Source organism: Paenibacillus eucommiae, assembly GCF_017874215.1.
GTDB lineage: Bacteria > Bacillota > Bacilli > Paenibacillales > NBRC-103111 > Paenibacillus_AI > Paenibacillus_AI eucommiae.
In genome coordinates this window covers 40,461-67,044 of sequence record NZ_JAGGLB010000039.1, presented here as the reverse complement: position 1 = coordinate 67,044, position 26,584 = coordinate 40,461, and the positions used below count along the sequence as shown (strand labels likewise).

The following is a 26,584-nucleotide window of genomic DNA, read 5'->3' as shown; positions in this document are numbered from 1 at the left end:
ACCATAAGGAATTATGGAGCCAAATAGTAGATGCATGGTTCGGTTTGTCAATTCCCTGTTAAAAGGAAGATGAGGCAAAGTGATAGAGTTGACGAAGTTACTTAATTTCCTTTCGATGATTGGTGCTTAATGACAGCTTCTTTTGCTCTAAGGACAATATCATCCACATCGGAAAACTGACGTTCAATAGATGCTAGCGCCTTCAGTAAAAAAAGGCCAAGATTTTTATCTCCTAGGTATAATTCCGATGCGGCGAAAAATTCGATGTCTTCGAGTTTTTCTATATTTTTTTTATGATTGATGTTTTTATGGAATCCGATGTATTTATGGAGGGTTAAGACTGCATCTTCGCCCTTGGTTTTAAATTCGTGAACAATTCCATTGAATATGGTGTCTTTGAATCCTTCCTTGAGCCTGCCTTTTTCATTCAGTGCATCCGGATGAAATGTCGCCAAATATTTTTCGTTTCTTATGGCCTGATCATTAATGATGTAGGATATTTTTTCTTCGTCAAGAATCTTTATTATTTCATCAATTGACTTGAACTTTAGTCTTGCAAATCTTGCTGGAGAAAATTGCTTGTGCAAAGAATCTTCATTATTTGAAAGATATGCCCTAAAAGAAATTTCAGAATTTCCTTCCAAGAGTTCTTTGAAATAAACAAGATGCCTTTCTTCTACCATATCTGCCTCCTGCACTTCTTGAGCTTTTGGGTATATTATATGCTTTGAAATCATTATTCCATCCGTCAGAATGAATGTCAAAATGTAATGCATTCCCCGCCTTCCAATTCAAGTATAAGCAAAATTTTGCATGTTACACCCTACTTTCTGCTATCCATGAAAGAATTAATAGTAAGGATCTAGTGGTAATATATTACTAATCTATATTCATGTTTCAATTTACAATTAATCTGTTGCACATGCAATAGAGTCATCCAAAGAAATAGGAATGGGCTGCCGCAGCAAAGCCTGTTCCTAGTTGTGTGTAAACAAATATCAGACCCGTCTCACATAAAATGGTCAAAAATGTCACTATGGAATACTAATATCCGGACTGTGTCTGAGTTGGAGATTGCAGGCCTCGATCATAAGCAACTTTATCTAAGTATTGAGTGGATTTAGATGTTCCGCTATAGGTCAAAAACAACCATTCTAAAGCACGAAGTAAGTATCCATCTGACTACTAGTTGGGTTACTCATACCCCAAGGCCATATCCATCCGGAATAGTCTTGTAGGGCATATGCCAAACAGTTATACCCTGCATCCGCATTTTCCAACCACGCAAAGTTATTTGAGGTTTTGAGTCGATCATTGAATATAGATGTATATTAAGGGATCGATCTTGTTCTCTCATTAGAATTGAGGGGTGGTGAAATTTCGATGCCATACAATGTTTTTCGGGTGCTTCCCCCTTTTCCTAGAGGGCAATAATCTGATTCGATGCCAATGACATTGGACTCTGCGTACCTTGTTCGTCTCCCGATCTACCTAAAAGGAAATTACTATTAATATATTTTATTATAAAACTATTATTGATATTTTTTCCATATAATGTTATCATTGGGCCTTGCAGTTAAATCAAATAACAAAGGAGTTTTAAAAATGAAAAAAAAAGTTACCTCACTTGTGGCATTTGCTTGTCTTATTGGAGCAGTGGTAAGTGCTTCAGCTGCGACTAATGAAATTAAAGTTAGTAGTGGTGGAATTGATCTCGATCCTATCATAGCTCAAAACAAGACTATCAAAGGTGTTCATCGAGGAGAATCATTGAAAAGTCAACTTACCCTCACTAATGATTTAGGAGCTCCTAGTTATGCTGTTGATGCAGGAGGAGGGAAATTTTGGGTTGATTATTCAACATATGTATGGTCTTATTATAATCATCCAACTTTAATTCATAGATCAAGTGCAACTAATTCCAATTCAACAGTACGTAGTGACTGGAAGGATCCTTTTGCTATAGCTGATGCCAGGGTTCCTGCTACTGTAAGTGGAAATAAAGCAAACTGGGATACTAAATAAGATTAATAAATTTCTAACATAGTGTAGGCCTAATTACACTATGTTAGTTTTTTAAAGGAGTACTTTCTGTGAAAAAATGGCTCTATCTTCTATTATCATTAGTTTTGGTTTTGGTAAATCTATTTGGTTATCTTTTCATGAGTAAGATGCAAGTGTTTGATTTTTTATACAAGAATAATCACATCGTGCAAATTGATTATGGCAAGGCTAAATTAAGTATTCAAGATGCAGAGTTAATTGATGCTCTGGTTAAATTTTCAAACGAAAACAATATAAATATTTCACAGTTTAATTTTTTAAGTGAACATGACTTAAATGTTTATTCTACAAATATAAAAAAAGATCCTCATATCCACCTGAAATCGGGAGAAATCCCTAAAGGCAATATGTATATCTCGAATAAGAATGCAGATTCAAGTAACGCTAAACAGTCAGGTATGTTTTCGTTCCCAGTATCTAACTGGAAGGTGCATATCTACGACATCAAACAAGTAAACAATGTTGGACTAAGAGATGAATTTTATTTTAGCGGGGCTGACACTGATACCATCCTTGCCTTTATTAAGGAATTTTCAATATACGGTACTATATCAGTAAAAAGTGAAAAAATAAGCAGTTTAGTTTTGATAAATACAACCTTATTAATGGTTATGGCTTTTTCCTTTGTCATCTTCTGTATAGGGATGTTTTATTTCCTTATTCTGAATCGGAAAATGATGTTACTGCAAGAACTTTGGGGGTATTCTAAATGGCTGGTTTTATTCTCCGTTCCAAGGTTGTTTTTACGAGTCTTAATTACTTTAATATCGTTGTTATTCTTAGGAATGTTAATCTTTATCGTTGTACTTGGTCAGACATATTTTCTCAGAGACTACATTCTGATGTTTGCTATTATTAATTTGACTGCTATACTTATTCTCTTATTATTTACTCTAATAGGAACCTGGTCTATCCAAAAATTCAACGATAGTCATGTAAATATAAAAGGAAAATTACCTTTTGAAAAGATACAGTTGTTATCCATTATTTTAAAAATAGTAGTTTCTATTAGTTTATTCAGCTTGATTAGTTCCTCACTGGTTAATTTCTATCATTTAAGCAACAAGGTTGAGGCTTTAGACTATTGGAATCAAACACAGAACGTTTTTAGGGTTCAGGTAGGAATACTAAGGAAAGATATAGATAGCAATTTAGAGGCAGATAGAGATTTAAACAATAGACTATTTAACTTATATAAAAAGATAGAGTCGAATAACAAAGCTTTTCTAATGATGTCTCAAAATTTCCAAGTCATTAAGTATGATAATGGGAAACCTATTTACAGTTACTCCCTGAATACGAAATTTGAAGAATATTCTCCTCATGGTAGAAGTGTAATAATAAATAAAAACTATTTAATCATTAATCCAATCCAGAGTAGTAATGGGGCAACTATCGATGAACAAGTGCAAAACGACGAAGATACTTTAAATATATTAGTACCTGAGCAGTTCAAAGACTTGGAAAATCAAATTATTCAGGCCTATAAAGAAAGGTTTTATTTTCAAAAAGTAACTGTTGATAATCACTATAACAAAAGTCTTGGTTATCCGTTAAACGAAAAATCGATAAATGATTTAACGGTTAATGTGATATATACCAAGGAAGGACAAGATTACTTTACTTTTAATACCTATACAGGGGATAGTCATAACAAAATTAAGGATCCTATCGCAGTATTATATAACGACAGTGTAGATACTTCGAGTATAGGAGCGTACGCTACGACCTCCCTGTTCTTTTTAGACAGTACTAAAGGGAGTGCATTTGAGAGTATTTCACCTTCAATAGCTGAGGCTAATGTGTTTGAAATAAATAATGCAATATCTGTATTCAACGAGGCCAATGATCAAATCGTTCAGCAACAGTGGTTGTTATTCCAACAAATAATAGGGTTGGTCATAACTATTATCTTTTCAGGGATACTCATTATTGCTTTTATTTGGGCGTATTATAATGCTAATATTTATCAACTAAATCTTAAATACTTGTTTGGGTATTCTTATTGGAAAAGAAATAAATATATCATTATATCTACGATTATTTCTAACGTTATATCAGGATTATTGGTATATCTCTTCTATAATGTCACGATTATAATCCCGTTGGTTGGGTTTGTTTTAATAATTGATCTACTTGTAATAAATATATTAAGTGGTTATTTAAGCAAAAAAAATATGAATAAAGTATTAAAAGGGGATCGCTTATGATCGAACTGAATGATATAAGTAAAAGTTTTGATGGGAAGTCTGTACTATCCAACTTCTCATTAACAATAAATGAGAATGAGATTGTATCTATAGTCGGTTCAAGTGGAGCTGGTAAAACAACGGTTTTAAATCTTATAGGTCTATTAGATAGACCGGACGATGGTATTGTTAAGATAGCTAGTTATATAAATCCCACAAAAAGAGAAACCATGTTCTTGAGAAGGTACACATTTGGATACATTTTCCAAAATTACTTATTAATGGACAACGAAACAGTTTTGAAAAACTTATTAATCTCAAAAACATACAACAATGAATTCAGCGAACAAATGTTGATAAGTACATTGGAGAGAGTTGGTTTGAATTCTACATTTTTAAATAAAAAGGTGTACCAGTTAAGTGGTGGGGAACAACAAAGAATAGCAATTGCTAGGGTTATGTTAAAGCCTAGTAAAATTATATTAGCCGACGAACCAACGGGAAATCTGGATCGTATGAACAAGGAAGTGATTGTATCCTTGTTTCGTGAATTACAAGGTTTAGGTAAAACAATTGTTTGTGTAACTCATGATAAAGAAATTGCCAGCAAGTCGGATAGGGTAATCAATATAAATGGTAAAGGGGATCTAGACACATGAGAATCTTAGGACTGTCTTTAGTCAATTGTTTTTTAATTCTTTTAACTGTATTCATACATAAGATAATCTATCGAACGATGTTCCTACGCTATGATAACTTAATTATGTATTGGGGGATATTTGTTGCTGTGTTTCTCGTGCTAAATATACTTACCAACATAATCTTTCTCAAGAGGAATATTAAATAGTTAAATATGTTTCTAGGTTTAGTGAAGATATTATTTTTGTTAAAATAATATCTTCATTAAGACAATAGAATCTTTGTTATGATTTAAGCCTTATTTCTCCTTTATACTTCCATCTATAATCAGCTCGCCGTTAAGGAGGCTAAAGTCGGATGTCTTCAACTCTCCAGCTCCAACATCTCAACAAACATGATATCCGCCGGGGCAAAAGAGAATTCCTTCAGCTCCTCACGACAAACCCACCGAAAATCGTCATGATCTACTAGATGAATCACACCGCTTATGTAGGTCGCTTTGTGAGCGATTAAACGAATATGGTTAGAACCATAATAATGATCATTCATACCAAAAAATGCATGAGGAAGTATTTCAATTTCCATCTCTTCCAAGAGCTCTCTCCTAAGACAAGCATGGACAGATTCTCCTTGCTCGATTTTCCCGCCAGGAAACTCCCACATGCCTTCCTGTGACTTTCCTTTTTTGCGTCTGGCAATTAAGATTTGCCCCTGTTCATTTTCAATGATGGCCGCGGCCACTTCAATCATCCCAATCACTTCCTATACAATGGCTTTATTCGCCGCTGGTACTAACGCCGGTGGCATCTCTTTCTTCAAGCGCCAAACAAAACTAATCGGCTTATTTCCTTCATGCCTGACATACTCCGCTTCACCGAGGAACGTGAATGGAGCCGTATAATTATGTTCTTCTTTATATTCACGGACAAATAAAGCAATTCGGTTCCCCATCTTTTTATGGTGGATATACCTTTGAGCTGTATTGGTCTCTTCCGAGATCCGGCTCTGGGTCTGCCAATGGAACAGTCTCTCATTGATGGCATAATCCTCATAAAGTGTGGAGGGCGAGAAGTCTTTGTCCGATTTATTTAACGTAATAAAGAAAATATCTGTTCCCTTGTCTTCAAAATATTTCACACCCTCACGGAAGCTTGGCGCTTTTTCCCCGTTCCAGAATCCAAACCCCGCTAGCACCTGATCCGTGGAATACTTGCAATGTAAGTCTAATGGACATGTATAGGGAAAGTCATTAGATTCGTCAACAAAGTCAATATGCTCATAATTATAGGTCAAAATATCAATAATCTCGTTCCGGAATGCTGGACAAGAAATGATGAACTGAACGCCCTGTTCAATCGTATTAAATCCTTGCTTCTGCGGTTCCGATCTATAGAATGTATAATAGAAAAGACTTAACATCAAGTACTCTTCCTCAGTCTCCTGCTGCTTCTCCCCTAATAGATAGGCAAGGAGGTATTTTAACAGCCTCCGGGAATTAAGACTTAATAAGGCAGGTATACGTTTGATTAAATTGTCAGCATGCTCAAACTCAAAAGGCTCGAGCAGCTCTGCTTCGACCATCAAGCCCCTTAATGTGCGATTCCCCGTTCGCCCACCGTAAAACGCATGCAAAGTCATCCCATGGTAATGAATGAAATTCTTAAGCGTTAGCTTTAGTCCCGTATCGCCTTCGAAGTATTTTATTTTATGAATCAAGCTTCTTCGGTTATTGCTCGCTTGCTTCAAATTGTTTAAGATGTACGTTTGAGCTAATTTCTCTAATTGAATAAAGCTCCCCCTCGGAAGGCTAGAAAATCCATGCTCCACATAATGCTGGACGGAATGCTTTGTTTTTCCTAGTAAGGCTCGAAGCTTTTCCTGAAAATTGTAGTCCTTATGCGCCTGGCCAATAAAATCAAGCACCGTTAAGCATTCTTTACCTTCTGCTAAACGCAGTCCTCGACCTAATTGCTGTAAAAAAACCGTCAGACTCTCCGTTGGGCGGAGGAACAGAACGGTGTTAACTTCCGGTATATCGACCCCTTCATTATATAGGTCCACTACGAAAATTATTTTAATCTCACCATTTACGAGCCTACTCTTTACTTGAGTTCGATCTTCTTCACTAGAGCCGCCATACAAGGCCATTGCAGGGATACCGGCTTCATTAAACACCTTAGCCATATAAAGAGCATGCTCGATACCTACACAAAACCCGAGTCCTTTCATGTCGCCTACATCCGTCACATACTTTGTCAGACTATTCATAATCTGTGTTGCCCTAATCTTGTTGTTCGTAAACAAGTTTTCGAGTTCTTGTAAATCGTAGCCGCGTCTTGACCATTTCACTTGAGACAAATCCACATGATCACTCACACCGAAATATTGGAATGGGCAAAGTAGCTTCCGGTCAATCGCATCAGTCAACCGAATCTCTGCAGCAATCGTATCATCAAAATAACTAAGAATATCCTTACCATCCATACGTTCAGGTGTAGCGGTTAGCCCAAGTAAAATATTAGGACGGTAATGAACAAGAAGCTTCTGATAAGTGGGTGCCGCGGCGTGATGGAATTCATCGACAATAATAAAATCATAGTAATCCGCTGTAGTGACTTCTGTCAGCTTTATCGAATTGAAGCTCTGAATACTAATGAATAAATGATCGATCGCTTTGGCCTGATGACTCCCAACGTGCAGCTCACCAAAGTTTAGATCTTTTAAAATGAAACGGAAGGTGTCCAAACTTTGCTTTAAAATCTCTTCCCGGTGGGCAACAAATAACAGCCTTGCTTGCTGATTGTGCGAAGCAAAACGTTTGTAGTCGAAAGCAGAAATCACAGTTTTGCCAACGCCTGTAGCTGCTACAAGCAAGTTTTTTGTCCTGCCGTATAATGTTCGCTCAGCTTCAAGTTTTTCAAGAATTTCCTTCTGATAATCGTAGGGCATAATATTGAATTTAAAGAACATCGCTTCTTGATTTTGAGCTTGTAATTTATGCTTGCCAAGTGCCTGTTTTAATTGCTCTTCATGCTCCGGGTCAGATGCGAGATAGCTAGTAAATTCCCGATCATTCCAATAGCTCTCGAAGGTCGCTTCGATCTTCTTCAGAACATCATAGGCATCCTTCTCAGTTACCTTCAAATTCCATTCCAAACCACTAGTAAGAGCAGGATTCGAAAGATTAGATGATCCGACATAAGCAGTTGTAAAGCCAGTCTCCCTTTTGAAAACATAGGCTTTGGCGTGCAATCGGGTACGACTTGTATCATATGAGATTTTAATCTCAGTATTTGGAAGCTTGCTGAGCTCCATAACCGCCTTGTAGTCCGTGGCTTCCATATAAGTAGTCGTGATAACTCTCAGTTGTCCTCCTTTAGCAGTAAATTGCTCAAGCTGCTCGATTAAGCAACGAAGTCCACTCCACTTAATAAAAGAAACGAGAAACTCAATTCGATCAGCAGTTACAATTTCATGCTTCAATTCACTCAGCATATTGGGTTCAGCATGTGAACCGGTAAAAAGAGAGCTCTGGGACAAAGGCGTTGTTGGACGCAGTACTTTTTCAGATTTAATGGCGCGAATAGAGTTCAGCTTTGCATACACATAGGTCAATACTTCCCCTTGCTCGTGCAGCTTTAACGCTTCGTAATCTTCTTGGTCCAGACTATTTTTTAATGTGGCAATCACTTCGTTGCACACTCGAACTTGTGCGATTACGGCCTCATCATCACTATCCGAGCTCTCACGTACGGCCTTTAAGGCCTTTCGGATTACCGTGGCGATATAATTGGATAGAAGCTTACGTGCTTCCTCTGGATCGAGCGGCTCCTTCCCAATGTCGTATGAGGACAAGTCTAAAGAGGCAAGCTGCTTCAACGTTCCGTTATTCATGATTTGTTCGTAAAGACCTTGCTTCATGGGACACCTCTTTATATTTGAGATCCTGCTTAGAAGATTCATTATTGATGTGATGTTGTTTTACAAATTATACAGATTGCATAAAGTTAACTACTGCTTTTTCCAACGCAGGATTACATGGCTGTCCCGGTACCATTTCAATAGCACCCATACGATAACGATCATGATACCATTCCTGAAAATAACGAAGTTCTTCCTGCCCTTTTGAGGGGGTAAGAATAAATACATTTTCTACGGCAGGAGTCTCTTGAGCTCTAATAAGAATGCCATCTCGATATTTATGCATTTCTCCTAAAGCGGTACTTAAATTCGTCGGAACTCGGTACTTTGGATCAAAAACAAGAATTCCTTTATTACTCTCCAAGGTAATATCCGGTTCCATTCGTTGTGTGAACGAATAAAAACGATCAGAATTATACTGAAAAACTCTTTGATAATATAGATGATGTCCGTTAGCAAGCGATACATGACTTCCCTTATGTTTAGCAAGTGATAAATAGAAACGATCAAGAGTAGATTTATAAAGATTGGCCGCATTTTTAAGCAGATCTTTTTTTCTTAACAATTTCATGACTTGCATAAAGCACCATATTTCGTACAAAGCAAACGTATCCTTAAGTGGAAAGGGATATTCGAATCCAATCCGCTCGTTACCATGCTGATATAAACCATCAAACCACCTATAACACAAACGATAAACCGGATGCTTACGAAATATTGTAGAAACTTGTATAGGTCCCTCATATGAAGTAATCTCTTGGAAAATTCCCTGTCTCAACCAATATCCTACAAGACCCCCATACTTTGCAGCTTTCTCTTCAACATCGCTTAAACCACAGTGCATATACGTAACAAGAAGGCTTTGAATCTCTAAAAGATATCTTTTTATGACCCGGTTTTCATACATATTGTAAGTGTCCGTTCGAACATACGTTAACACGTTAGCTGGAATTACACTCGAGGGATCTTGAGCATAATGTCTTTCAAGCCATTGCGAAGTTCGATTCGTAACGACTTTTATTTGTTCCCTCTTCAGAGAAGTCTCCTGGTCAGTTAATCTTTTTAACGGATGTTCCAGAAAACGCCGAATATATGATACCAAATCTTTAAACCCATGATCGATATAACTCCATTGTGCCCATGAGACATCCCTTTTTCTGCCCGATGTGCTAATTGGAATCGTAAGCCCTGAATGATCAAAACATACGGCGCCTTCATCCAAAATATCAAGCAGCATCATGTCATATTGCTCAGCAGTCATTTTTCGATCATCCGGGTATACATAGGTCCCATATGCATGTTGTTCTACTGTAAAAGTCAAATGCCCACTTTGGAATGGGGTCATAAATTGACCTGTAACTCCACCTTCTGCTTTCCTATACGTTAGAGGCACACCCTGCATAAGTAAAATAGAAAAGGATATATTCTCCCAGAACCATTCATATTCTGTCGCCTCGATTAAATATGCTTCTTTAATCGGGATCCATTCACTGCCTCTAGAACGGACTAAAAAGCTATCTCCAAAACTGAGCGGCTCCATAACGCGCGATCTCCTTTTTCATCCGCTCTACGATGCCTACGGCAGCAGAATTCGATCCAAATTTCGCTTCAAAAACCGGATGAAGTTTAGCTAACATCTCTGAAATGGAGTCATCACCGCGAACTTTAGGCAACACTTTTTCAATAATAACCTTTTCAAGGGCTTCAGTGTCATCCATCTGTATGTTGGCTTCCAAGTCTTTGTTATGTGACAACTTTTGAAGCATTTCATTCATGGAACGATAACCAAAATGAAGATAATAAGGCTTTAGAATATCATGTACTTGTTTCAGAAAGTCAAATTCCATCTGGAGCTTAAACCTTACGCCCTCAGCTGATTTATTCCAGAACGTATCGAAATCAACTTCACTTAACGTCATGAGAAAAGCTCGGTCCAACACTTTATCAGATATTGAATGAGTCGTCTCGTCTACATTTACAGTCCCAATGACATACAGGTTTGGAGGAATTGTAACAGTCTTTGGAATATCAATAAGATCAACCCGGTTATGCAAAAGGATTTCCTTCCTCGACTCCACGCCGCTCAAGTAATCACTAAGATAGTACTCCACTCGCGCCAGGTTCATTTCATCGAATACCACAAAATGCGGTTTCTCACGTTCTTGATGAGCTTTCTGCACCATTCTCAGAAACTCAGGAATCACATATCGATTTTCGAATGAGCTGTAATAACCGAATAAGGAGCTAGAGTCAGTCCAATCAGGACGTACTGGAATCACAGACATGTAGGGGTTGTCAGCCTCATACTCCAACCCGTATACAGCGTTAGCATATAGCCGTGCCAGTTGAGTTTTCCCCGTCCCAGATATGCCGCTCAAGATTACAAAATGCTTATCGTCTAGTGACGTCAAATTCAAATGGAGGTCTCGGATGATCTCTTTAGCAAAAGTAAAGCTGCTGTTAGCGATTAGCTCCAGAATGGAAGTAAGTTGGAAACTCGCCGTGTATTCCTCTTCCTCAAGCTCTCCACTTTGCTCATCACCCTCGTCTTTAATAAGTTCCATATCATCTACTGTTGGTAAGTGTAGCTTTTCACTAGCATGAGCAAATAGCAGTGCAGCAGTAATCAACCTTTTTTTGACGATATCCGCTTCCTCTGTAAAGGTTTCTGAAGCATTGTCATAAGTACCTGCAAGGTATTCGCTCTCTTTAATCTGCAGCCCATGCTGCTTTAACAGATTCATACCTGTCTCCAGTACCTCAGCGTTATTTAAGGACTGCGTGGCAAATAATTTACGGATCCACCAAGCCTTTTTTTCTGTACCGAGCAGGTAACGAACGTTTGTGTAAATATGGTTATGTCCATCCAATTGGATAGCTAAAACTTGATAGGGTGATTGCTTTTCGTGGAATTGATAATAGACAACGTAACCTTTTACGATTAGCTGCTCTTGATCTTTCAAAGAAAATTGCTGCCTGCAGACACCCGCTTTTACTTTCTCTAGAGAACCGTACTGCAGTTGATACGATCTTTGGAACAGAGTTATTCCCTGCTTTGCATCTTCAGTCTGCAGAAGTGTAAGAATATGTGCTGCTTGGACACTGATTCCTTCCTCTTCCTCCAAATAATTACGAACAGGCTCTAAGTAGTCCCAAGCTTCTTTCAATTCATCAAACAATTTTTCATTCGACCATTCACCTTCGAGCGGAAAGCGTTTTGCAAAATACATCCATGGTCTTTTCCTCGGCTTAATGCAAGATTTAATAAAGTCCTCTAGCTCTTGTCGTTGCACCAGTTCTCTTATCGTTGAAACCTTGGATTGACTTGAAACAAGTACATCTACATCAGCATTCAACTTGTTGACAAAGCCATTAATCCTATTCAACCGAACCGCTTCCCAAATCGGATAAAAATTCGTTTCAACAGAAAGTAGAATTTGCTTTTCCATCCCATTAAACTCAAGCGTAAGTGCATTTACCTCAGAGTCCCCGACTTTCTTCATGATCCGAATAAAATACTTCCGGCCGATATTGCTTTCCTTTCTTTGTTCAGCATAGTTAGGATTCAAAGCATCATGGTAAGTAGTCGTTAATGTGACACCATAGGTTTGGAGGTATAGACTAGGATCGTTAAAGCTATCCATAAATTGTTGCACGATTGGCTTTAAGGCAACTTCAATTTGATCAAGTACTCGCCTACAACGTTCGTAAGTAATGTCATGGTTGAAGATTGTTTGATATTCGTTGAGATTTATCATGATAGTTACTCCTCTGCTCTTTTCGCTCAAAATGAAGATGCAGCCGAAACAGACATATCTCCTTTGTCCATTTATGCAGGATGACGCTCTCTTCGGCCGTCGGTTCGATCCTTAAGGAAAACACCCGATCCTCGAAGGCGGTCATGCTGCCCTTGGATGAGCCCCACTTTTGCATCGGCATTCGGGCTATGAGTTGGCTGACACCGTCTTCGTCATAGGTCCAGAGGCGCTGAGCTTCCCGATCCGAGAAATCAATTCGTCTGCGATATTCTTTCTCTGTGAGATACTTATGGAAGAACGGAGCCACCTCTCGTGGTGTTACCGGCTTTGGCCAGCTTTCCACACCGCGTTCAAGCATATATAACAGTACGACCATTTTGTAGCTCTTGGCCATGACTGTTTTTTCCACATCCCGTATCCAGGCCTCATATTTATAAAAGACTTCTTTCTCTGCGGGCTCCAGACATTCTGCCCAATAGAGAAAACCGATATAGGAACCAAATTCATTTCTATACTCCAAGCTGTTGGAGCTTCCATGCAAGTGCAGTTCCAGGTAGGTTGGAACCCTCCCCAACTCGTTCTTTAAATCCAGGAATGACCGAAGTAGTTGATCCCGGTGCGGCAGCCTTCTGCGGCTAAGCTCATCGAGCAGGTTGATGACTTCTGTCTCCAGATTAATTTCACAATCTACAGGTACAGAAGGGATAATCGGCTCTTTCTTGCTGCCTTTTTCTTGCCCTTCCTGCTTGGAGAAAAGCTTTAGCTTCACATCCGCATTACGATAATTCCCAATCAAATCAATAATCGCGCAATAGTTCTTATGATCCGCCAAGCGCAGGCCGCGGCCTATTTGCTGGGTAAATACCGTTAAGGATTCCGTTGGCCGTACAAAAAGAAGCGTGTCCACACTCGGAATATCCACGCCTTCATTGAATAAATCCACTGTAAAAATAACTTCAAGGCTGCCTTCCGTGATACGACGTATCGCTTCTTCTCTTGAAATTCCCACCGTTCCCGAATGAAGGCTTAGCGAAGTAATTCCCTGCTCCTGAAAATAATGAGCCAAATAATCAGCCTGTCGGATAGAAGAACAAAAACCAATCGTCCGGGTTTGCTTATGCTTGTTCCACGCTTCATAAATCTTAGCAGCCTGACTCTCTTGGAGCTGGCTTGCAGCTAACTGCTCCTCATCGTACCTCGTCCCCATCCACCTTATCTTCGTGTAATCCGTGTCATCATAGACACCAAAATAACGAAAAGGCGACAGCCATCCGCGGCGGATCGCTTCAATAAAATGAATCTGATAAGCCACATTCCCCTCGCAGATCGCATATACATCCTTGCCGTCCATCCGATCAGGAGTCGCTGTAATACCCAGCAGGAACTTGGGTTTAAAATATTGAATCACCGTCTGGTAGGAAGCTGCCGCGGCATGATGAAATTCATCCACTACAATCAGATCGAACCGATCTGGCGAAAAAGACTCACGATGCTTCTTCATCCCAAGCGTATAAATGGAGGCAAACACGCAGTCGGCTGCCCCTTCTTTGAACTGGCCGTTGTAAATACCATAAGTGCGATCCGGCATGATGCGTTGAAAAGATTTTTGTGCCTGATGAAGAATTTCCTCACGATGGGCTATAAAGAGCACGCTAACAAACCTTTGCGCAAAAAAACCGGCCAGGTAAGTCTTTCCCAAACCGGTAGCCATAACGACCATAGCTTTATCGTATTCCTCTTCCAGCGTCCGCTCCAATTCTTCAAGAGCCGCCTCTTGGGCTTGCCTTGGCTTGATGGCTGTCCCAGAACCTTCTAACGGCTCGACCTCTTGGTATACATCATCGATGGAACGATACTCAGCCTCTTCCATTTCTATGATTTGACGGATAAGCTCCGGATTCTTTTGGTGATAATGCTTGTATTCATCTTCATAGAGCTGGATCGTATGATCGTTGAGCGGCAGCGTGGATTCGTGGTAAAAATTTTGCATGAACTTCTCGGTGGCCAATTGGAACGTGTAAGGCTCCACCTGGGCATTCATAGCCAAATTCCATTCCATACCCATTCTCATCGCAGACAGCGAAAAATTCGAAGACCCCACAATCAAGAGCCCTTCTCCATTCTCATAATCAAACAAATAAGCCTTCGGATGAAAAGAGGTTCCGGCACTGCGCCATAATCGCGCTTCTAAGCGGTCATCAATCTCTTTCAGCGCCCGAAGACCCTCCGGCTGGGAGACAAACAGGTAGTCCCCGGCAAGCATCCTGACTTCAGCGCCATGATCCAAGGCTCTCTTAAGATGTGGAGCCAATAAGCGGACACCTGAATGCATGACAAAGGATGTCATAATATAAATACCAGAGGCATTCTGCATCCCGGCAATGAGCTCATCTGCCAGATTCTCTGTAATCAGCTTTACGTTAAGCTTCGTCGACATCAATCAAATACACCCGATCTTCGAAGCCGCCGCGTGCTTCTGCTTTTTGGACTCGAATAGCTTCGAGCTGCTCCCAAGTTGCCCCATGGACCCCAGCTAAAGCCCGGATAACTTCAAGCATATCGGCCATCTCTTCCAGAGCTTCAAGCCCATTCTTTGCCTCAAAATACTCTTCAGCTTCTTCCCTAAGCTTGGTTTGCAACTCACTCCTGTACTCCTCGGTACTCAAAACGCGAGTGCGAAACACTTTTCCGTTTGCCTCAATAATCTGCGGAATTTTATCGCGAACAAGTTTGTTGTAAACTGGCATCTCTTCACCTACTTATTGGAAATTCATGATAGGTTCATTTTAACACAGAATAAGAGATTTATTGACAAAATTCTCCCCTATTTTGATAATATCTCAGCTACTCAGGTAACTTTGTCAAATGGTGTCGAAATAACTTCATTCCCATTGCAAGAAACAAAGAAGAAGTAAGCGCAGCCTGTTTATCAGTAATTTTCAGCTAAAGAAGTAGCAATTATAAGTACTTCTCTCCATTTCGATAATCAAGGGGCAATACTGTATTCCGATGTTTCTTCTTGCCAACCCCTATGTAATATAGTAAAATTGTAGATGTCCGAAAGCATCGGCAAAGTCCTCGATGGGAAGCACCCAACGAGGACTTTTATTTTTATAAGCATTGTACTATGTTGAAATGAAGCGCGGACTATTAATATTAAAGTACAGATATAAATAATGCGAGTTAGAGGAGTAAACATGACACAAATTCTTGAGACTATTGAAAAAGAACGATTGGCAGTTAATCCGTTACTAAAACGAAAATCTGAGTTAGGGCAGTTTTTAACTCCCCTAACTGTTGCTAAATTTATGGCTTCACTTTTCGATATGAGTAAGATGTCTAATCCGAAAATACTAGATGCAGGGGCTGGCATCGGTTCATTGACGAGTGCCTTTTTAGATAGACTAATAACTGAACACTTAAGTGATAGTGCTGATGTCAGTGTCGTCGAGATTGATGAGATCTTGCGGACCCGTCTTTTAGATACATTGTCCTTATTTAATGACAAACTAGAACTTCGCAGTCAAGTCATATCTGAGGACTTTATTGAATGGGCAACACGTACACTACTCGATGAAAACAGCCTGTTAGCAAATGTAGAAATCCGTTTTACCCATGCAATTTTAAATCCACCCTATAAAAAAATAATGAGTTCCTCACTACATCGTAAGTTACTGCGTGGAGTTGGAATTGAAACAGTTAATTTATACTCAGCATTCGTCGGATTAACTATAGAATTGATGGAGGAATCTGGACAAATCGTAGCTATCATCCCAAGGAGCTTCTGTAACGGACCATATTTTCGTCCTTTCCGTCAGCTTCTCCTTGAAAAAACGGCTATAAAACACATGCATCTATTTGATTCAAGGGATAAAGCTTTCAAAGATGATGAAGTATTGCAGGAAAATGTGATTATGTTACTTGAGCGAGGTGCTCATCAAACTGACGTAAAAATATCCACTTCAAAGGATGATAGTTTTGTTGACTATACAGAGAACTGCTACCCTTTTGAAAAGATCGTTCAACCGAAGGACACGGAATTGTTTATTCATATCCCTACATCTAATGAAGAGAGCTTTATTGAAAGATTTCCTACAGTTTGCTATTCACTTAAAGAAATTGGTGTGGAAGTTTCAACAGGGCCAGTTGTTGATTTTCGTGTAAAGAGTTATTTGCGTGATACCCCAGAAGAAGGTACCGTTCCACTTTTCTACCCTAATCATTTTGTTGGCACTTTGACAGAATGGCCAAAAGTAATGAAAAAGCCTAATGCGGTATTTGTAGATGAAGATATGAAGAAATGGCTATATCCCATTGGTTTCTATACAGTAGTAAAAAGATTCTCTTCAAAAGAAGAAAAACGTCGAATTGTGGCGGGGGTATTAACTCCAGAAAGTGTTGATTATACTGAGGTGGGATTTGAAAACGGTCTTAATGTCCTTCATTTTCAGAAACAAGGGATACCTGCTGAGTTGGCGTTTGGTTTGTATGCGTACCTAAGCTCAACAGAAGTTGACAAGTATTTTAGAGTGTTTAATGGTCATACACAGGTTAATGCAACCGATCTTAGAACAATGAAATACCCAAGTAGGGAAACTCTAGAAAACTTTGGTAGATGGGTGATGTCCAACTCTGGTACAATTAGCCAAGAAGAGATTGACCAGAAGTTGGAGGAGATTCTATGACAGAGCGTACCCATCCCAATATTGAGAATGCTTTGGAAATTCTCAGAGCTCTCGGTTTACCCAGAGCCCAATTAAACGAACGTTCGGCACTTTGTCTATTGGCAATATTGAATTTGACTGCCGATAAAACTTGGGCAGAGGCTGGGAACCCGATGATCGGTATTACGCCAATTATGGAATTCAGTCGGATAAACTATGGGAAAGAATATGCACCCAACACCCGAGAAACTTTTAGAAGGCAGACAATGCATCAATTTATTGATGCTGGTATCTCATTGTACAATCCTGATAAGCCAACACGAGCTGTAAATAGCCCTAAGGCTGTATACCAGATTGAACCTGAGGTTTTAAATTTGGTAAGAAAGTACGGCGCACTCGAATGGACAACCTCATTGAGCACATATCTTGCAACCAGACAAACACTAATTGATAGATACGCCAGAGAACGTGAGCAACATAGACTTCCAGTACAAGTTGCTCCCGGTAAAGAGATTCAGCTCAGTCCGGGTGAACATAGCGAGCTAATAAAGGCTATCATCGAGGATTTCGCCACGCGTTATGTGCCAGGGGGGATTCTGATATATGCTGGAGATACAGGCGGAAAATATTTCGATGAGGATTTGTTAAGTAACCTTGGAGTTACCGTTGACTCCCATGGCAAGATGCCAGACGTTGTTATTTATTTCCCAGAAAAAGACTGGTTGTTATTGATCGAGTCAGTAACAAGCCACGGCCCCGTTGATGGAAAACGACATGATGAATTAGCGCAGCTGTTCAAAAAATCTTCAGCAGGAATTGTATACGTGACTGCCTTCCCTAATCGTTCAGTTATGGCTCGTTATCTGAGTGTTATAGCTTGGGAGACCGAAGTTTGGGTTGCTGATGCTCCCTCCCATCTTATCCACTTTAATGGGATTCGTTTTTTAGGACCATATTGAGTAGTTATCTGGGTTTATAGAATTAAGTAAGAAAGAATTTTACAGTAGTAGGATTCTAAAAATCGCATTTTTTCTTTGTAAAGTATTAATGCTCTGCCCTAAGTATAGGTTAATTTTGTTTTTGTTTGTTGAGTTAACGAACAGTGTATTCATATATCATACGGCGGATTATTTTGGCCTCTCGAGGGGGACACGCGGATTATGCTATCTTCTTATAATCATTGATAAGTTGTGTTAACATAGCCAATCCGATGGCTTCCGGACTGGCTATGTTATAGACAGATTCTCTAGTTTTTGTTTACGACATTATGTTAGTAGCCCCCATTATTTGTCGATTCGATATATTAACACTACACACTCCACATGCACCGTATGCGGGAACATAGGCTAATTGGTTCCCATTTGCCGCGGAACGCTAAAGCCTTGATTTATAAGGGTTTTCTACATTCGAGTATTGTTTCTGTTTGGTTGCCGTTCACTTAAGAATGACAGCTTTCGTCCCCAATTCGTCCCCAGATTAGTGCTGTTGACTTGAATACCTGTAACAAAACATAACTTTTTCATTATCCGACTTTTTACACCATCTTGACTAAGTTATCCCTAGTTTGGGACTAAGCACTTTGCCTACTATGTCAAGTTTCTTACCCAATCTTGTAATTGTCCATATGAGACTAATTGTATCCCATTCGTATCTACCTCTGAGTCTTGTGTAGAATTATAATTTTTAAAAACAAGAACAGGCACAATTTCTGAAAAGTCACACTTCAAATAATTAATTAACTCTTTTTTGTACAAGTTAACTTGCATAATTTTTCCCTCGAAATGTTTTATAAAATTAATGGTTTTTTTTATATCACTTCTTACACCAGTTGAAGTAAATTTATAATATATATCCTTACACTCAAAAATATACAGTTTCCCCCCCCTTACCCCAATAACATCTATCTGATTATTTAGGTGAACTCTTTTTTTCTTTCCATTATTTATTATTTCAAAATCTTGAAAGTTCCACGTACAATAATCCATTTGTCGTTCAATTTTTTCTTTAACCATCTTTTCAAAATGTTCTTTAACCTTCTTTTCCACTTTACGTGGATTTTTATTCTTACATCCATCTAATAAATCATAAGTCATTTTTGTCTTTAGTATATCAATTGCAAAACGGAAAAGATTATAAGATAGTAAATAGTGCTGATCTTTGTATTCAACAATTGGATGCTCAAAAATTCTGCTTTTTAGTTTTTCTGAGGAATCATATATAAAATCTATTGATAAATCCTGTAATGTAAAATACTTAATTATATTCTCTGCTTCAGGCTTGGAGCAGTACCCTTCTTTTCTGAGTAATTCAACCAACTTTTTATATTCTATAACTATTACCTGCATTTTTTTTCTATTAAATATTTCCGATGAAGACTTGTTCTGAAATATCTTCTCAATTGTTTTAATCTTGAAACCATATTCTTTATTGAATTCAGGCTCTAAGGCACTAATAACTGAGTCATCAAAAAATAAATTTTCTTGTATTGAATCCTCTGACATTTTTTTCATTAGAATCTCTATTTTATTTTTATTCAAATCATTTATAAATTTTATTTCATTCTCTATAATATGGATTTGTCCATTTTTGTAAAATCCGCTTGTAATAAATTCTCTGTCGTTTATTAGAATAATTAAAGAAGCCGCCAATTCATATAGGTCAGAAAAACTTTTTAAATTTAGGGATTCACCCCTAATGCTTTTATTTCTACCGAACCCGTAATAATAAAGCAATGTTTGAATTATAGCCTTATCAAATCCCTTAAATGATCTAAATAAATGCGAGAGTCTATCTTTATTTCCAATAACGTAGAATAAAATTTTCTTCTCATCTTCATCAAAGAACTCGCTATGTAAAATTTTTTCAGGCAGCAGAGAGCCATTTATCGACAGTTCCATATAATAATGTATTTTTGTCATGTATGATGCCACTGAGTACAAAAAAATGACCAATTGATCCTGGTCCGAACTTACAATTACTTCCTTCAACTTATTTGATATGTAATCAATTATAGTGTTATAAATAGATACTATCTCTTTCTTATTACCACTTCTGAAATTAGATAAACCGAGATCTTTAATTGGTTCAGCAATTAATACTTTGAACTTTCTGAAAACAAAATTATCATCTTCAGAGTTAAGCCCCCAGAATTTTGCAAAAAGTACTCCTTTATAAAATTCAGTTGAAATACATGCTAAGGTCTCGTAGTCAGTTATACTATTTAATCTCATACACTTAATCCCTCATTCTTAAGCTTACTTGTACAATTAACCAGTTGTAGACTTAGCAAAACCATTCAATAGTATTTCTGGAATCATTTACACTAAACCAACATTTTTCATAATAAGGTAATCAATATTGAAAATTTAGAGCATACTTTTTCAGCATAACTTCTCTATCATGAACCTCAGTAAAGAAAATAATCTCGTTATTTATGTACTCTATATCCTCTAATGATAAATTTATTTTTTTACTTTGAAGCGCAACTAAGAAGGCTCTGAATAAGTAATCGACGCCAAAACCATTAATAGTTGTATCTTCTATTGATTCTATCAGCCCATTTATTGAATCTATCAGTTCTTCTTTAGAGTGACAATGAGAAACGTTTAATTTGCTACATATATAAAATAAATCCACATTTTTTGATCTTAAGAGACAAATAATTATAGAGTTATAGATACCTATAAAATCTCGTTTTTTAATCCTATATTTTTTATGGGGATTTATATGAAAATATCTTTGCATTAATGAAATGATTTCATATAAATCTTTTCTACAAGTAATTTTTTTGTTCTTACAGTATTGGACGTTTTCAAAAACATTGCTTTCAAAATAATTTTCCTGTTCTTTATTTAATATGCGTTTTGTTACTCTTCTACCAAGTGCTTTTGGCAACAACTCATTTACAAGCCAATTGTAAGCAATTTCAACACTCCAGTTCTCTTTCTCATTGATACTTTCTAACCCTCTTCTATCTAAATCCTCAATATATTCAAAAGTAACACAGACATCTTTTGAGACCAATTCGGGATTTAGAATCATTTCTTCGGAAAACTCCGCATGAAAAAATGCATGGTATCCTAAATCATATTTCGCATGGCTCTCATCCGTATACACTTTAATATAATGATGATTTCTGTCAAAAATATTCCATTCTGAATTTCCTGAATCCACATCATATTTTATTGTAAAATCAATTAGTTTTCTCCAATCATTGTAACTAAGAGCTATAAGTTTATAATTATTTTTTCGTTTCGATAATGAGAATGAATAAGATTTCAATGTATCTTCAATCGCACTAATACACTCGAAATATTTAATAGCATAGGAATCAACTACATCACATAATACATAAATATCCTCGCTTGATAACTTTACCCTATTACTCCCTAGACGGACTTTCACATTATCAAGATCGATTAAATCTTGATTTTTATATTTATATTGATCGAATTCAACAAATCCTCTGGCACCATACCTAGGATCTGTAAATAGCCCATCGAATAGCTGAGATAATACCATTTTATTATCCAAAACCAACATACAATCACGTGCTTTTAGCGTATTAAAATATACTACACATTCTGTTTCGAGATTATCGTACCTTGGCAGCATTGCTTCTAAACCAATTCTTTTTTTATATTTTTTAAATACTATTTCACGTTCTTTGTTATAGACTTCTTCCTGTTCAGTAAATTCATCATTTCCATTACTAATAAAGCTAACAATATCAACCAAAAGCCGCTCTCTTTTTCTCTCATCATTTTCAGAATCTACATGAGTTTTGAGCATTGATAAATGTTCATCGTAATTTCTTTTCTTCTTTAAGCTTAAAATTGTCTTCTCAATTGCAGGAACCTTTTTCTTAACCAAACCAAGCCAGTAAAGTAACGTAACTGTGTTAAATTCCAAGTCACTTTTCCTAATATTATTAAATTTACTAGTAGGTACCAGATTATATAGACTATTTAGCTCGAAAGTGTCAGCAAGCTTACAATCACTAAGAATCCTATGTAATTCATCCGGTTTATCTTGATAACTTGCTGGAATAATATGATCTAACTCCATATCGGAATATTCCAATGGCGACCCAGTATAAAAACATTTCGAATTATAAACTTCCCAGATTGCTCTCCTAATAAATTGATCCTTTAAATTCAACCCCACTGCTCCCTTAACTTAAGATTTTCATTGTCTTGGAGTTTCTACAGTTCTTACAAACAACTTGAAATCTCACTGGTTCACTGACTACAATAGCAAATGACCTTACTAAAATTATGAGAATAAGTCCCCTATTCATTAAAAATTCCCAATAACTTCCGTTTGATCCGTGATTTTAATTCTGGGTAGAGCCTCTTTGATTTTTCGTTTAAATTTGTATTCGATGAGGGATGAAGTTCAGGAATGATAAGGGTAGTCCCTGCTCTGTAAGATAAGTCTCTTTCAATACAATCACATAGGCTAGGAATATCCTTCAAACGTATATTGTTTGAACCAGCAACATCCATAATTCTAACTACCGCATTAAAAGACTTTGCTCCTAACGTGAGAATATATTCAGGTTGAATTGCTTCAATCTGCTCTTTTAAAAATTTTTTACAGTTATTCTTCATTATAGTACTTGGCCCTATAACACCCGTTCCCCTATCGTTAAGTGGTACGCATAGAGATGCATTCGTTAGGTAAAGTTGACTGCAAAAACTCTTGAGATCTACGTCAAGGACATCAGCAACATCACAAAAAACATCATAGAGGAATTCCGCAGAATCCTCCCGCTGAAAGTTGATAAATGTACGATGATAATTAGGCAACTCAAGATCGCTTACTGCATTATACTCAGAGGTAAATGCTATTCCACTGAAACCACAACCATCTAGACCGGGTGCTTCTCCGATTACCATAATCTTAACGTTATATCTAGAAGAAATATAATCTAGAAAAAAGTTTTGCCTATTGAATATGTCTATTTGTGGTCGACTAGATTGATGCCTAGGATTCGCTTCACAGTAAGGATTGAAAAAATTTGTATTATTCCTAGAAGTTCTACACTCAGTGCAGGAAAAAACATTCTGTTGAAAAAGCTCTCTTATCACTGACAACATACTCGCCCACCTCTTCCAATATTATACCATTTTCATATTATTGACAGCTTATTAAATCCGTAAATTAATTTTAGATAATAAGCGGCGGTGTTTCGTTAGTTTTTACGTTTGGGAATATTTATGCAATTGTATTTTAATTAAATTCGCTTTGCAACGCCATTTGCTCCAATATAAATAATGAATCCCCACAGCTTTAGTGGGGGTTTCATTATTTATATTCACAGGTCCTAAGAACTAAAAAACAATAGTACCTGATGGAGAATTCTGGTATATTAGCTATTAGAAAGCTCTTCAAATTCCATGTTTATAAAAGGTAGTTCTTCCTCTTTGAATGAATAATTTTTTATGAGCTCATTTTTTGATGAGCGAGCAAGTTCTAGTGCCATCTCGCCATCACTCGCCTTAAACGTCCCAAATTCTTTCCATGTATCATCGTGCTCAATAAATACTTTGAATTGTCTCATGACAACTTCACCGTCCTTTTCTAATTATTTCCTATTATACTTCGATCCATTAAATCTATACCCGGCGCAAGTTGCTAAATAAGGAGAGAACACAAAAATATATGTTAAAAGTTGAACAGCTTCGAATTCATTCGGCTATGATACACCGCCTTGATAATCAAAAGGAACAAAACGCAGGATTAGATCTTTCCGATCTCCCATTAAATATGGATGACGAATTAAGAACTGTACTTGAGACTCACACCAAGAATGGTTTTGAGGACGGAAGAATCCGTTACGCTTACTTTTCTGATTCAGATATGAATCAAGTATTAACAGAAAGCTACAAAATTCTTGATGACTCACAAAGTCAATTTGTCTCAGGTTCGAAAATCTTGGCTAGGCTCCTTTTTAATGCAATGACTAATAAAACAATATCAGCAGCAGATGTTGCAATTTGTCTTGCGAATTGCAATGGCATTGAATATATTTGTCTGCTTAAACTAGATTATAAGGATAATTACATATCTGAGGCAGTTGATACACCAAGTGGAAGATATATCGGTATCAAGAAATTAGGGAGTGGTTGGCCCCAGTTAGGATCAAAACTTCAAAAAGCTGCATTTATCAAACGATCCAGCGATGAATACCAATTAATTATTCTAGACAGACAAAAGAGCAAATCGGATGAAGCAGACATATCTCAATTCTTTCAAAGGAAATTCCTGAATGTAGAATTGATTGATGACTCCAAAACCAATACCACAGGCTTCATAAAAGGTGTCAGGCAATTTGTCGAAACTGCTGCAATAACTCCTCAAAAGAAAAAATCGATTTTTGACAATGCGGTTAATTTGGTCGTTAACACTGAGAATATAAAAGTAGCCCAATTTGTAGAATCCCAATTTAGCGAGGACTTACCTGAATCAGAGAGAAAGCTATATATCGACTCGTTGATTGCAGAGTTCGAAAGAAATGGTGTTAGACGTTTAGAATTTGTTAAGTCCCAAGAAATCGCACAGGTGTATTCTAGAAAAAGGCAAATATTTCTCGAAGGAGCACGTCTTGAGATTGACCCTGCAATTTACAATGACTCCGATAAATTCATACTAACAAGACGCAGGGATGCCTCGGGTGAAGAAGTAGCTGATATTACTATTAAAGGACTGAAAATAAAGAAAATGGACTGATCTATATGGAATGGTTGGACTTATTAAAAACAACAGGCTTTTCACATAGGAGCGAAACTCGGAGTAACGTTGTTTATTCAAACCGTCTCCAAAAGGTTAAAATTGACCAATTTGTATCTGAGTTCTCAACTGTATGGGGAACAGATTACTCTTTGTACCTTGATGATGAATATATTCTCTTATTACCTTTGGAGAACACATTACTAACGAGTACCGTAGACTTGTGCAGTGACATTGTTGAATTAAAAGTTGAACTTAAGAAATCGGGTATGATCTCTCCAACTCTATCAGCTGATTATAATGTCCACACCTATTCTCAAGGAAGTATATTGTTGGACAACTTACAAGATTTGAGCTTTGTTGGTCTTGAACACTTTGTGTTTAATAATCGTAATCAGCTAACTTATATTGTTATTTATGATGATCCTGGGTACTCGACTGTTATTTCGAACAAGTTTATTGCAATAGGCGATATAAATGTTCTTGAAACTCCCTTCGATGAGCCAGAGAAACTTTTCAAAGGTACTCTTGACAAAATAAAAGAACGGAATGAAAATATTCGCTGGAATCGGGAAATAAGCTTTCTTCCACCCGATGTGTTTTATTTTAATGAGAACAAAACGAATGCACTAAGTGTATTCTTAAGTCAGAAGGCTGCCGCGATGTGCATCGCATTTACAGCATTGAATACAGAATACTTAGATGAAAAGAAGTTGTATCAATCAACGTACTCCGGACTTAAACAAACAAAATTCCAACTTGTTGTTCCTGATTCATGTGAAAAGGAACAAATTGATAGAATATTTTCCCTCTACGAGTGGGCTTATAGTGAAAAGACAGCAGACAAGATTGGATTGATCCAAAATATAATTAATCTACACATAAAAGAAGAAAACAATCCGAACATGGAATCGCTGTTACAAAATGTTTCTGAAGTATTTGAGATGGTAAAAGAGAATTACCGAGTTTACATTCAAAAAAGCGTAAAATCATACCTAGATGAGAGAAAGCAAGTTGAAGATTTTATTAGAACAACTTCTAACGAAATTAACAAACAACTATCTGGGTTAACTGATATTGTAACAAAGAACTTGTTTGGTTTGCTCGCTACCGCCATCACTGCTGCTATAGGCTTTAATAAACCAGATAACCAAGCCTATATTCCTTGGATTCTCTACGTTTACAGCTTTTTCTCAATTGCACTTACCATCTATTACAGTACACTTGCGAATACCAATAAGAAAGCCATCATTGAGGTATATGAAAAACGAGTTACAGACTACAAAAAGATTTTCCTTGAAGATCGAATTGATACTATCACAGGAAACAGTATTGAGAGGCAAACTAACATATTCAGGAGGTATCTCCATTGGACTGTTTGGCCGAGCATTGGGATTAGCTTAATTACAATTATTTTTGGTTTAAAGCTCCATGGAGTAATTAGTTGGCTGTATTCTCATTTCCAACAGTTCATTAACTGGATAATAAGCTTGGTAACATAAGAGAAACCTATACACTATCTGTGAGGAAATTGAGCTTTACTGTTACTAAAAAATAAAAAGCTTATGTTCCTTCTTCACCCTGTAGATTCATTTCAGACCTTCTGAAAAGGTAC

At 37.4% G+C, this 26,584-nt stretch carries 20 protein-coding genes; 8 read left to right on the top strand and 12 right to left on the bottom strand.

Annotation, left to right across the window (positions count from 1 at the left end; translation table 11 throughout):
* Positions 1-101: 101 nt before the first annotated feature.
* A complete protein-coding gene (locus J2Z66_RS35940; RefSeq protein ID WP_245376104.1) occupies positions 102-776 on the bottom strand; it encodes a hypothetical protein in 675 nt (224 codons plus the stop codon).
* Between the two features lie 378 nt (positions 777-1,154).
* Positions 1,155-1,250: a hypothetical protein gene (locus tag J2Z66_RS44320; protein ID WP_446686407.1), complete on the bottom strand. Its 96-nt coding sequence runs from the start codon at positions 1,248-1,250 to the stop codon at positions 1,155-1,157.
* Between the two features lie 355 nt (positions 1,251-1,605).
* On the opposite strand from J2Z66_RS44320, the gene J2Z66_RS35935 reads away from it, so the two are divergent.
* The 4 genes from J2Z66_RS35935 (at position 1,606) to J2Z66_RS35920 (ending at position 5,100) form a co-directional block, all read left to right on the top strand.
* Positions 1,606-2,025 carry a lactococcin 972 family bacteriocin gene (locus J2Z66_RS35935; protein WP_209977698.1) on the top strand — a complete coding sequence of 140 codons (420 nt, stop codon included), beginning with the start codon at positions 1,606-1,608 and terminating at the stop codon, positions 2,023-2,025.
* Positions 2,026-2,093: 68 nt separating this feature from the next.
* The gene (locus tag J2Z66_RS35930) at positions 2,094-4,274 is read left to right on the top strand and encodes a DUF1430 domain-containing protein (RefSeq protein WP_209977697.1); all 2,181 of its coding nucleotides are present in this window, start codon (positions 2,094-2,096) and stop codon (positions 4,272-4,274) included.
* On the top strand, positions 4,271-4,912 hold the full coding sequence (locus tag J2Z66_RS35925; RefSeq protein ID WP_209977695.1) for an ATP-binding cassette domain-containing protein: 642 nt from the start codon (positions 4,271-4,273) through the stop codon (positions 4,910-4,912). Before J2Z66_RS35930 ends, J2Z66_RS35925 begins: the two co-directional genes overlap by 4 nt.
* A complete protein-coding gene (locus J2Z66_RS35920) occupies positions 4,909-5,100 on the top strand; it encodes a bacteriocin-like WGxF protein (RefSeq protein WP_209977693.1) in 192 nt (63 codons plus the stop codon). The genes J2Z66_RS35925 and J2Z66_RS35920 overlap by 4 nt, the downstream gene beginning before the upstream one ends.
* Before the next feature lie 155 nt (positions 5,101-5,255).
* On the opposite strand, the gene J2Z66_RS35915 is transcribed toward J2Z66_RS35920, so the two are convergent.
* From J2Z66_RS35915 to J2Z66_RS35890, 6 genes are all read right to left on the bottom strand, one after another.
* Positions 5,256-5,642 (bottom strand): (deoxy)nucleoside triphosphate pyrophosphohydrolase, encoded by a 387-nt coding sequence (locus J2Z66_RS35915; RefSeq protein ID WP_209977691.1) that lies wholly within the window; start codon positions 5,640-5,642, stop codon positions 5,256-5,258.
* Between the two features lie 12 nt (positions 5,643-5,654).
* Positions 5,655-8,813 (bottom strand): DEAD/DEAH box helicase, encoded by a 3,159-nt coding sequence (locus J2Z66_RS35910; RefSeq protein WP_209977689.1) that lies wholly within the window; start codon positions 8,811-8,813, stop codon positions 5,655-5,657.
* 67 nt (positions 8,814-8,880) lie between these two features.
* Positions 8,881-10,353 (bottom strand): DUF2357 domain-containing protein, encoded by a 1,473-nt coding sequence (locus J2Z66_RS35905; protein WP_209977687.1) that lies wholly within the window; start codon positions 10,351-10,353, stop codon positions 8,881-8,883.
* Positions 10,328-12,601, bottom strand: a complete 2,274-nt coding sequence (locus tag J2Z66_RS35900; RefSeq protein WP_209977685.1) for an McrB family protein — start codon at positions 12,599-12,601, stop codon at positions 10,328-10,330. The genes J2Z66_RS35905 and J2Z66_RS35900 overlap by 26 nt, the downstream gene beginning before the upstream one ends.
* On the bottom strand, positions 12,531-15,008 hold the full coding sequence (locus J2Z66_RS35895; protein WP_209977683.1) for a DEAD/DEAH box helicase family protein: 2,478 nt from the start codon (positions 15,006-15,008) through the stop codon (positions 12,531-12,533). Before J2Z66_RS35895 ends, J2Z66_RS35900 begins: the two co-directional genes overlap by 71 nt.
* On the bottom strand, positions 14,992-15,318 hold the full coding sequence (locus J2Z66_RS35890; RefSeq protein WP_209977681.1) for a nucleoside triphosphate pyrophosphohydrolase: 327 nt from the start codon (positions 15,316-15,318) through the stop codon (positions 14,992-14,994). Before J2Z66_RS35890 ends, J2Z66_RS35895 begins: the two co-directional genes overlap by 17 nt.
* 450 nt (positions 15,319-15,768) lie before the next feature.
* Between J2Z66_RS35890 and J2Z66_RS35885 the strand changes: the two genes are divergently transcribed.
* A complete protein-coding gene (locus J2Z66_RS35885) occupies positions 15,769-17,256 on the top strand; it encodes an Eco57I restriction-modification methylase domain-containing protein (protein ID WP_209977678.1) in 1,488 nt (495 codons plus the stop codon).
* The gene (locus J2Z66_RS35880; RefSeq protein ID WP_209977677.1) at positions 17,253-18,194 is read left to right on the top strand and encodes a BsuBI/PstI family type II restriction endonuclease; all 942 of its coding nucleotides are present in this window, start codon (positions 17,253-17,255) and stop codon (positions 18,192-18,194) included. Before J2Z66_RS35885 ends, J2Z66_RS35880 begins: the two co-directional genes overlap by 4 nt.
* A 627-nt stretch (positions 18,195-18,821) precedes the next feature.
* Here J2Z66_RS35880 and J2Z66_RS35875 read toward each other — a convergent pair.
* From J2Z66_RS35875 to J2Z66_RS35860, 4 genes are all read right to left on the bottom strand, one after another.
* Entirely contained in the window at positions 18,822-20,465 is a 1,644-nt protein-coding gene (locus J2Z66_RS35875; RefSeq protein ID WP_209977675.1) for an NERD domain-containing protein, read from the bottom strand.
* A 121-nt stretch (positions 20,466-20,586) separates the two neighbouring features.
* Positions 20,587-22,395, bottom strand: a complete 1,809-nt coding sequence (locus J2Z66_RS35870) for an HNH endonuclease (RefSeq protein WP_209977673.1) — start codon at positions 22,393-22,395, stop codon at positions 20,587-20,589.
* A gap of 131 nt (positions 22,396-22,526) precedes the next feature.
* On the bottom strand, positions 22,527-23,336 hold the full coding sequence (locus J2Z66_RS35865) for a uracil-DNA glycosylase family protein (RefSeq protein WP_209977670.1): 810 nt from the start codon (positions 23,334-23,336) through the stop codon (positions 22,527-22,529).
* Positions 23,337-23,608: 272 nt separating this feature from the next.
* Positions 23,609-23,800 (bottom strand): hypothetical protein, encoded by a 192-nt coding sequence (locus J2Z66_RS35860; protein ID WP_209977668.1) that lies wholly within the window; start codon positions 23,798-23,800, stop codon positions 23,609-23,611.
* Positions 23,801-23,901: 101 nt separating this feature from the next.
* Here J2Z66_RS35860 and J2Z66_RS35855 point away from each other — a divergent pair, with 101 nt between their 5' ends.
* Together J2Z66_RS35855 and J2Z66_RS35850 are read left to right on the top strand one after the other, a co-directional pair.
* Positions 23,902-24,969: a nucleoid-associated protein gene (locus J2Z66_RS35855; protein WP_209977666.1), complete on the top strand. Its 1,068-nt coding sequence runs from the start codon at positions 23,902-23,904 to the stop codon at positions 24,967-24,969.
* A 5-nt stretch (positions 24,970-24,974) separates the two neighbouring features.
* Positions 24,975-26,471 carry a hypothetical protein gene (locus J2Z66_RS35850; protein ID WP_209977665.1) on the top strand — a complete coding sequence of 499 codons (1,497 nt, stop codon included), beginning with the start codon at positions 24,975-24,977 and terminating at the stop codon, positions 26,469-26,471.
* Positions 26,472-26,584 lie beyond the last annotated feature (113 nt).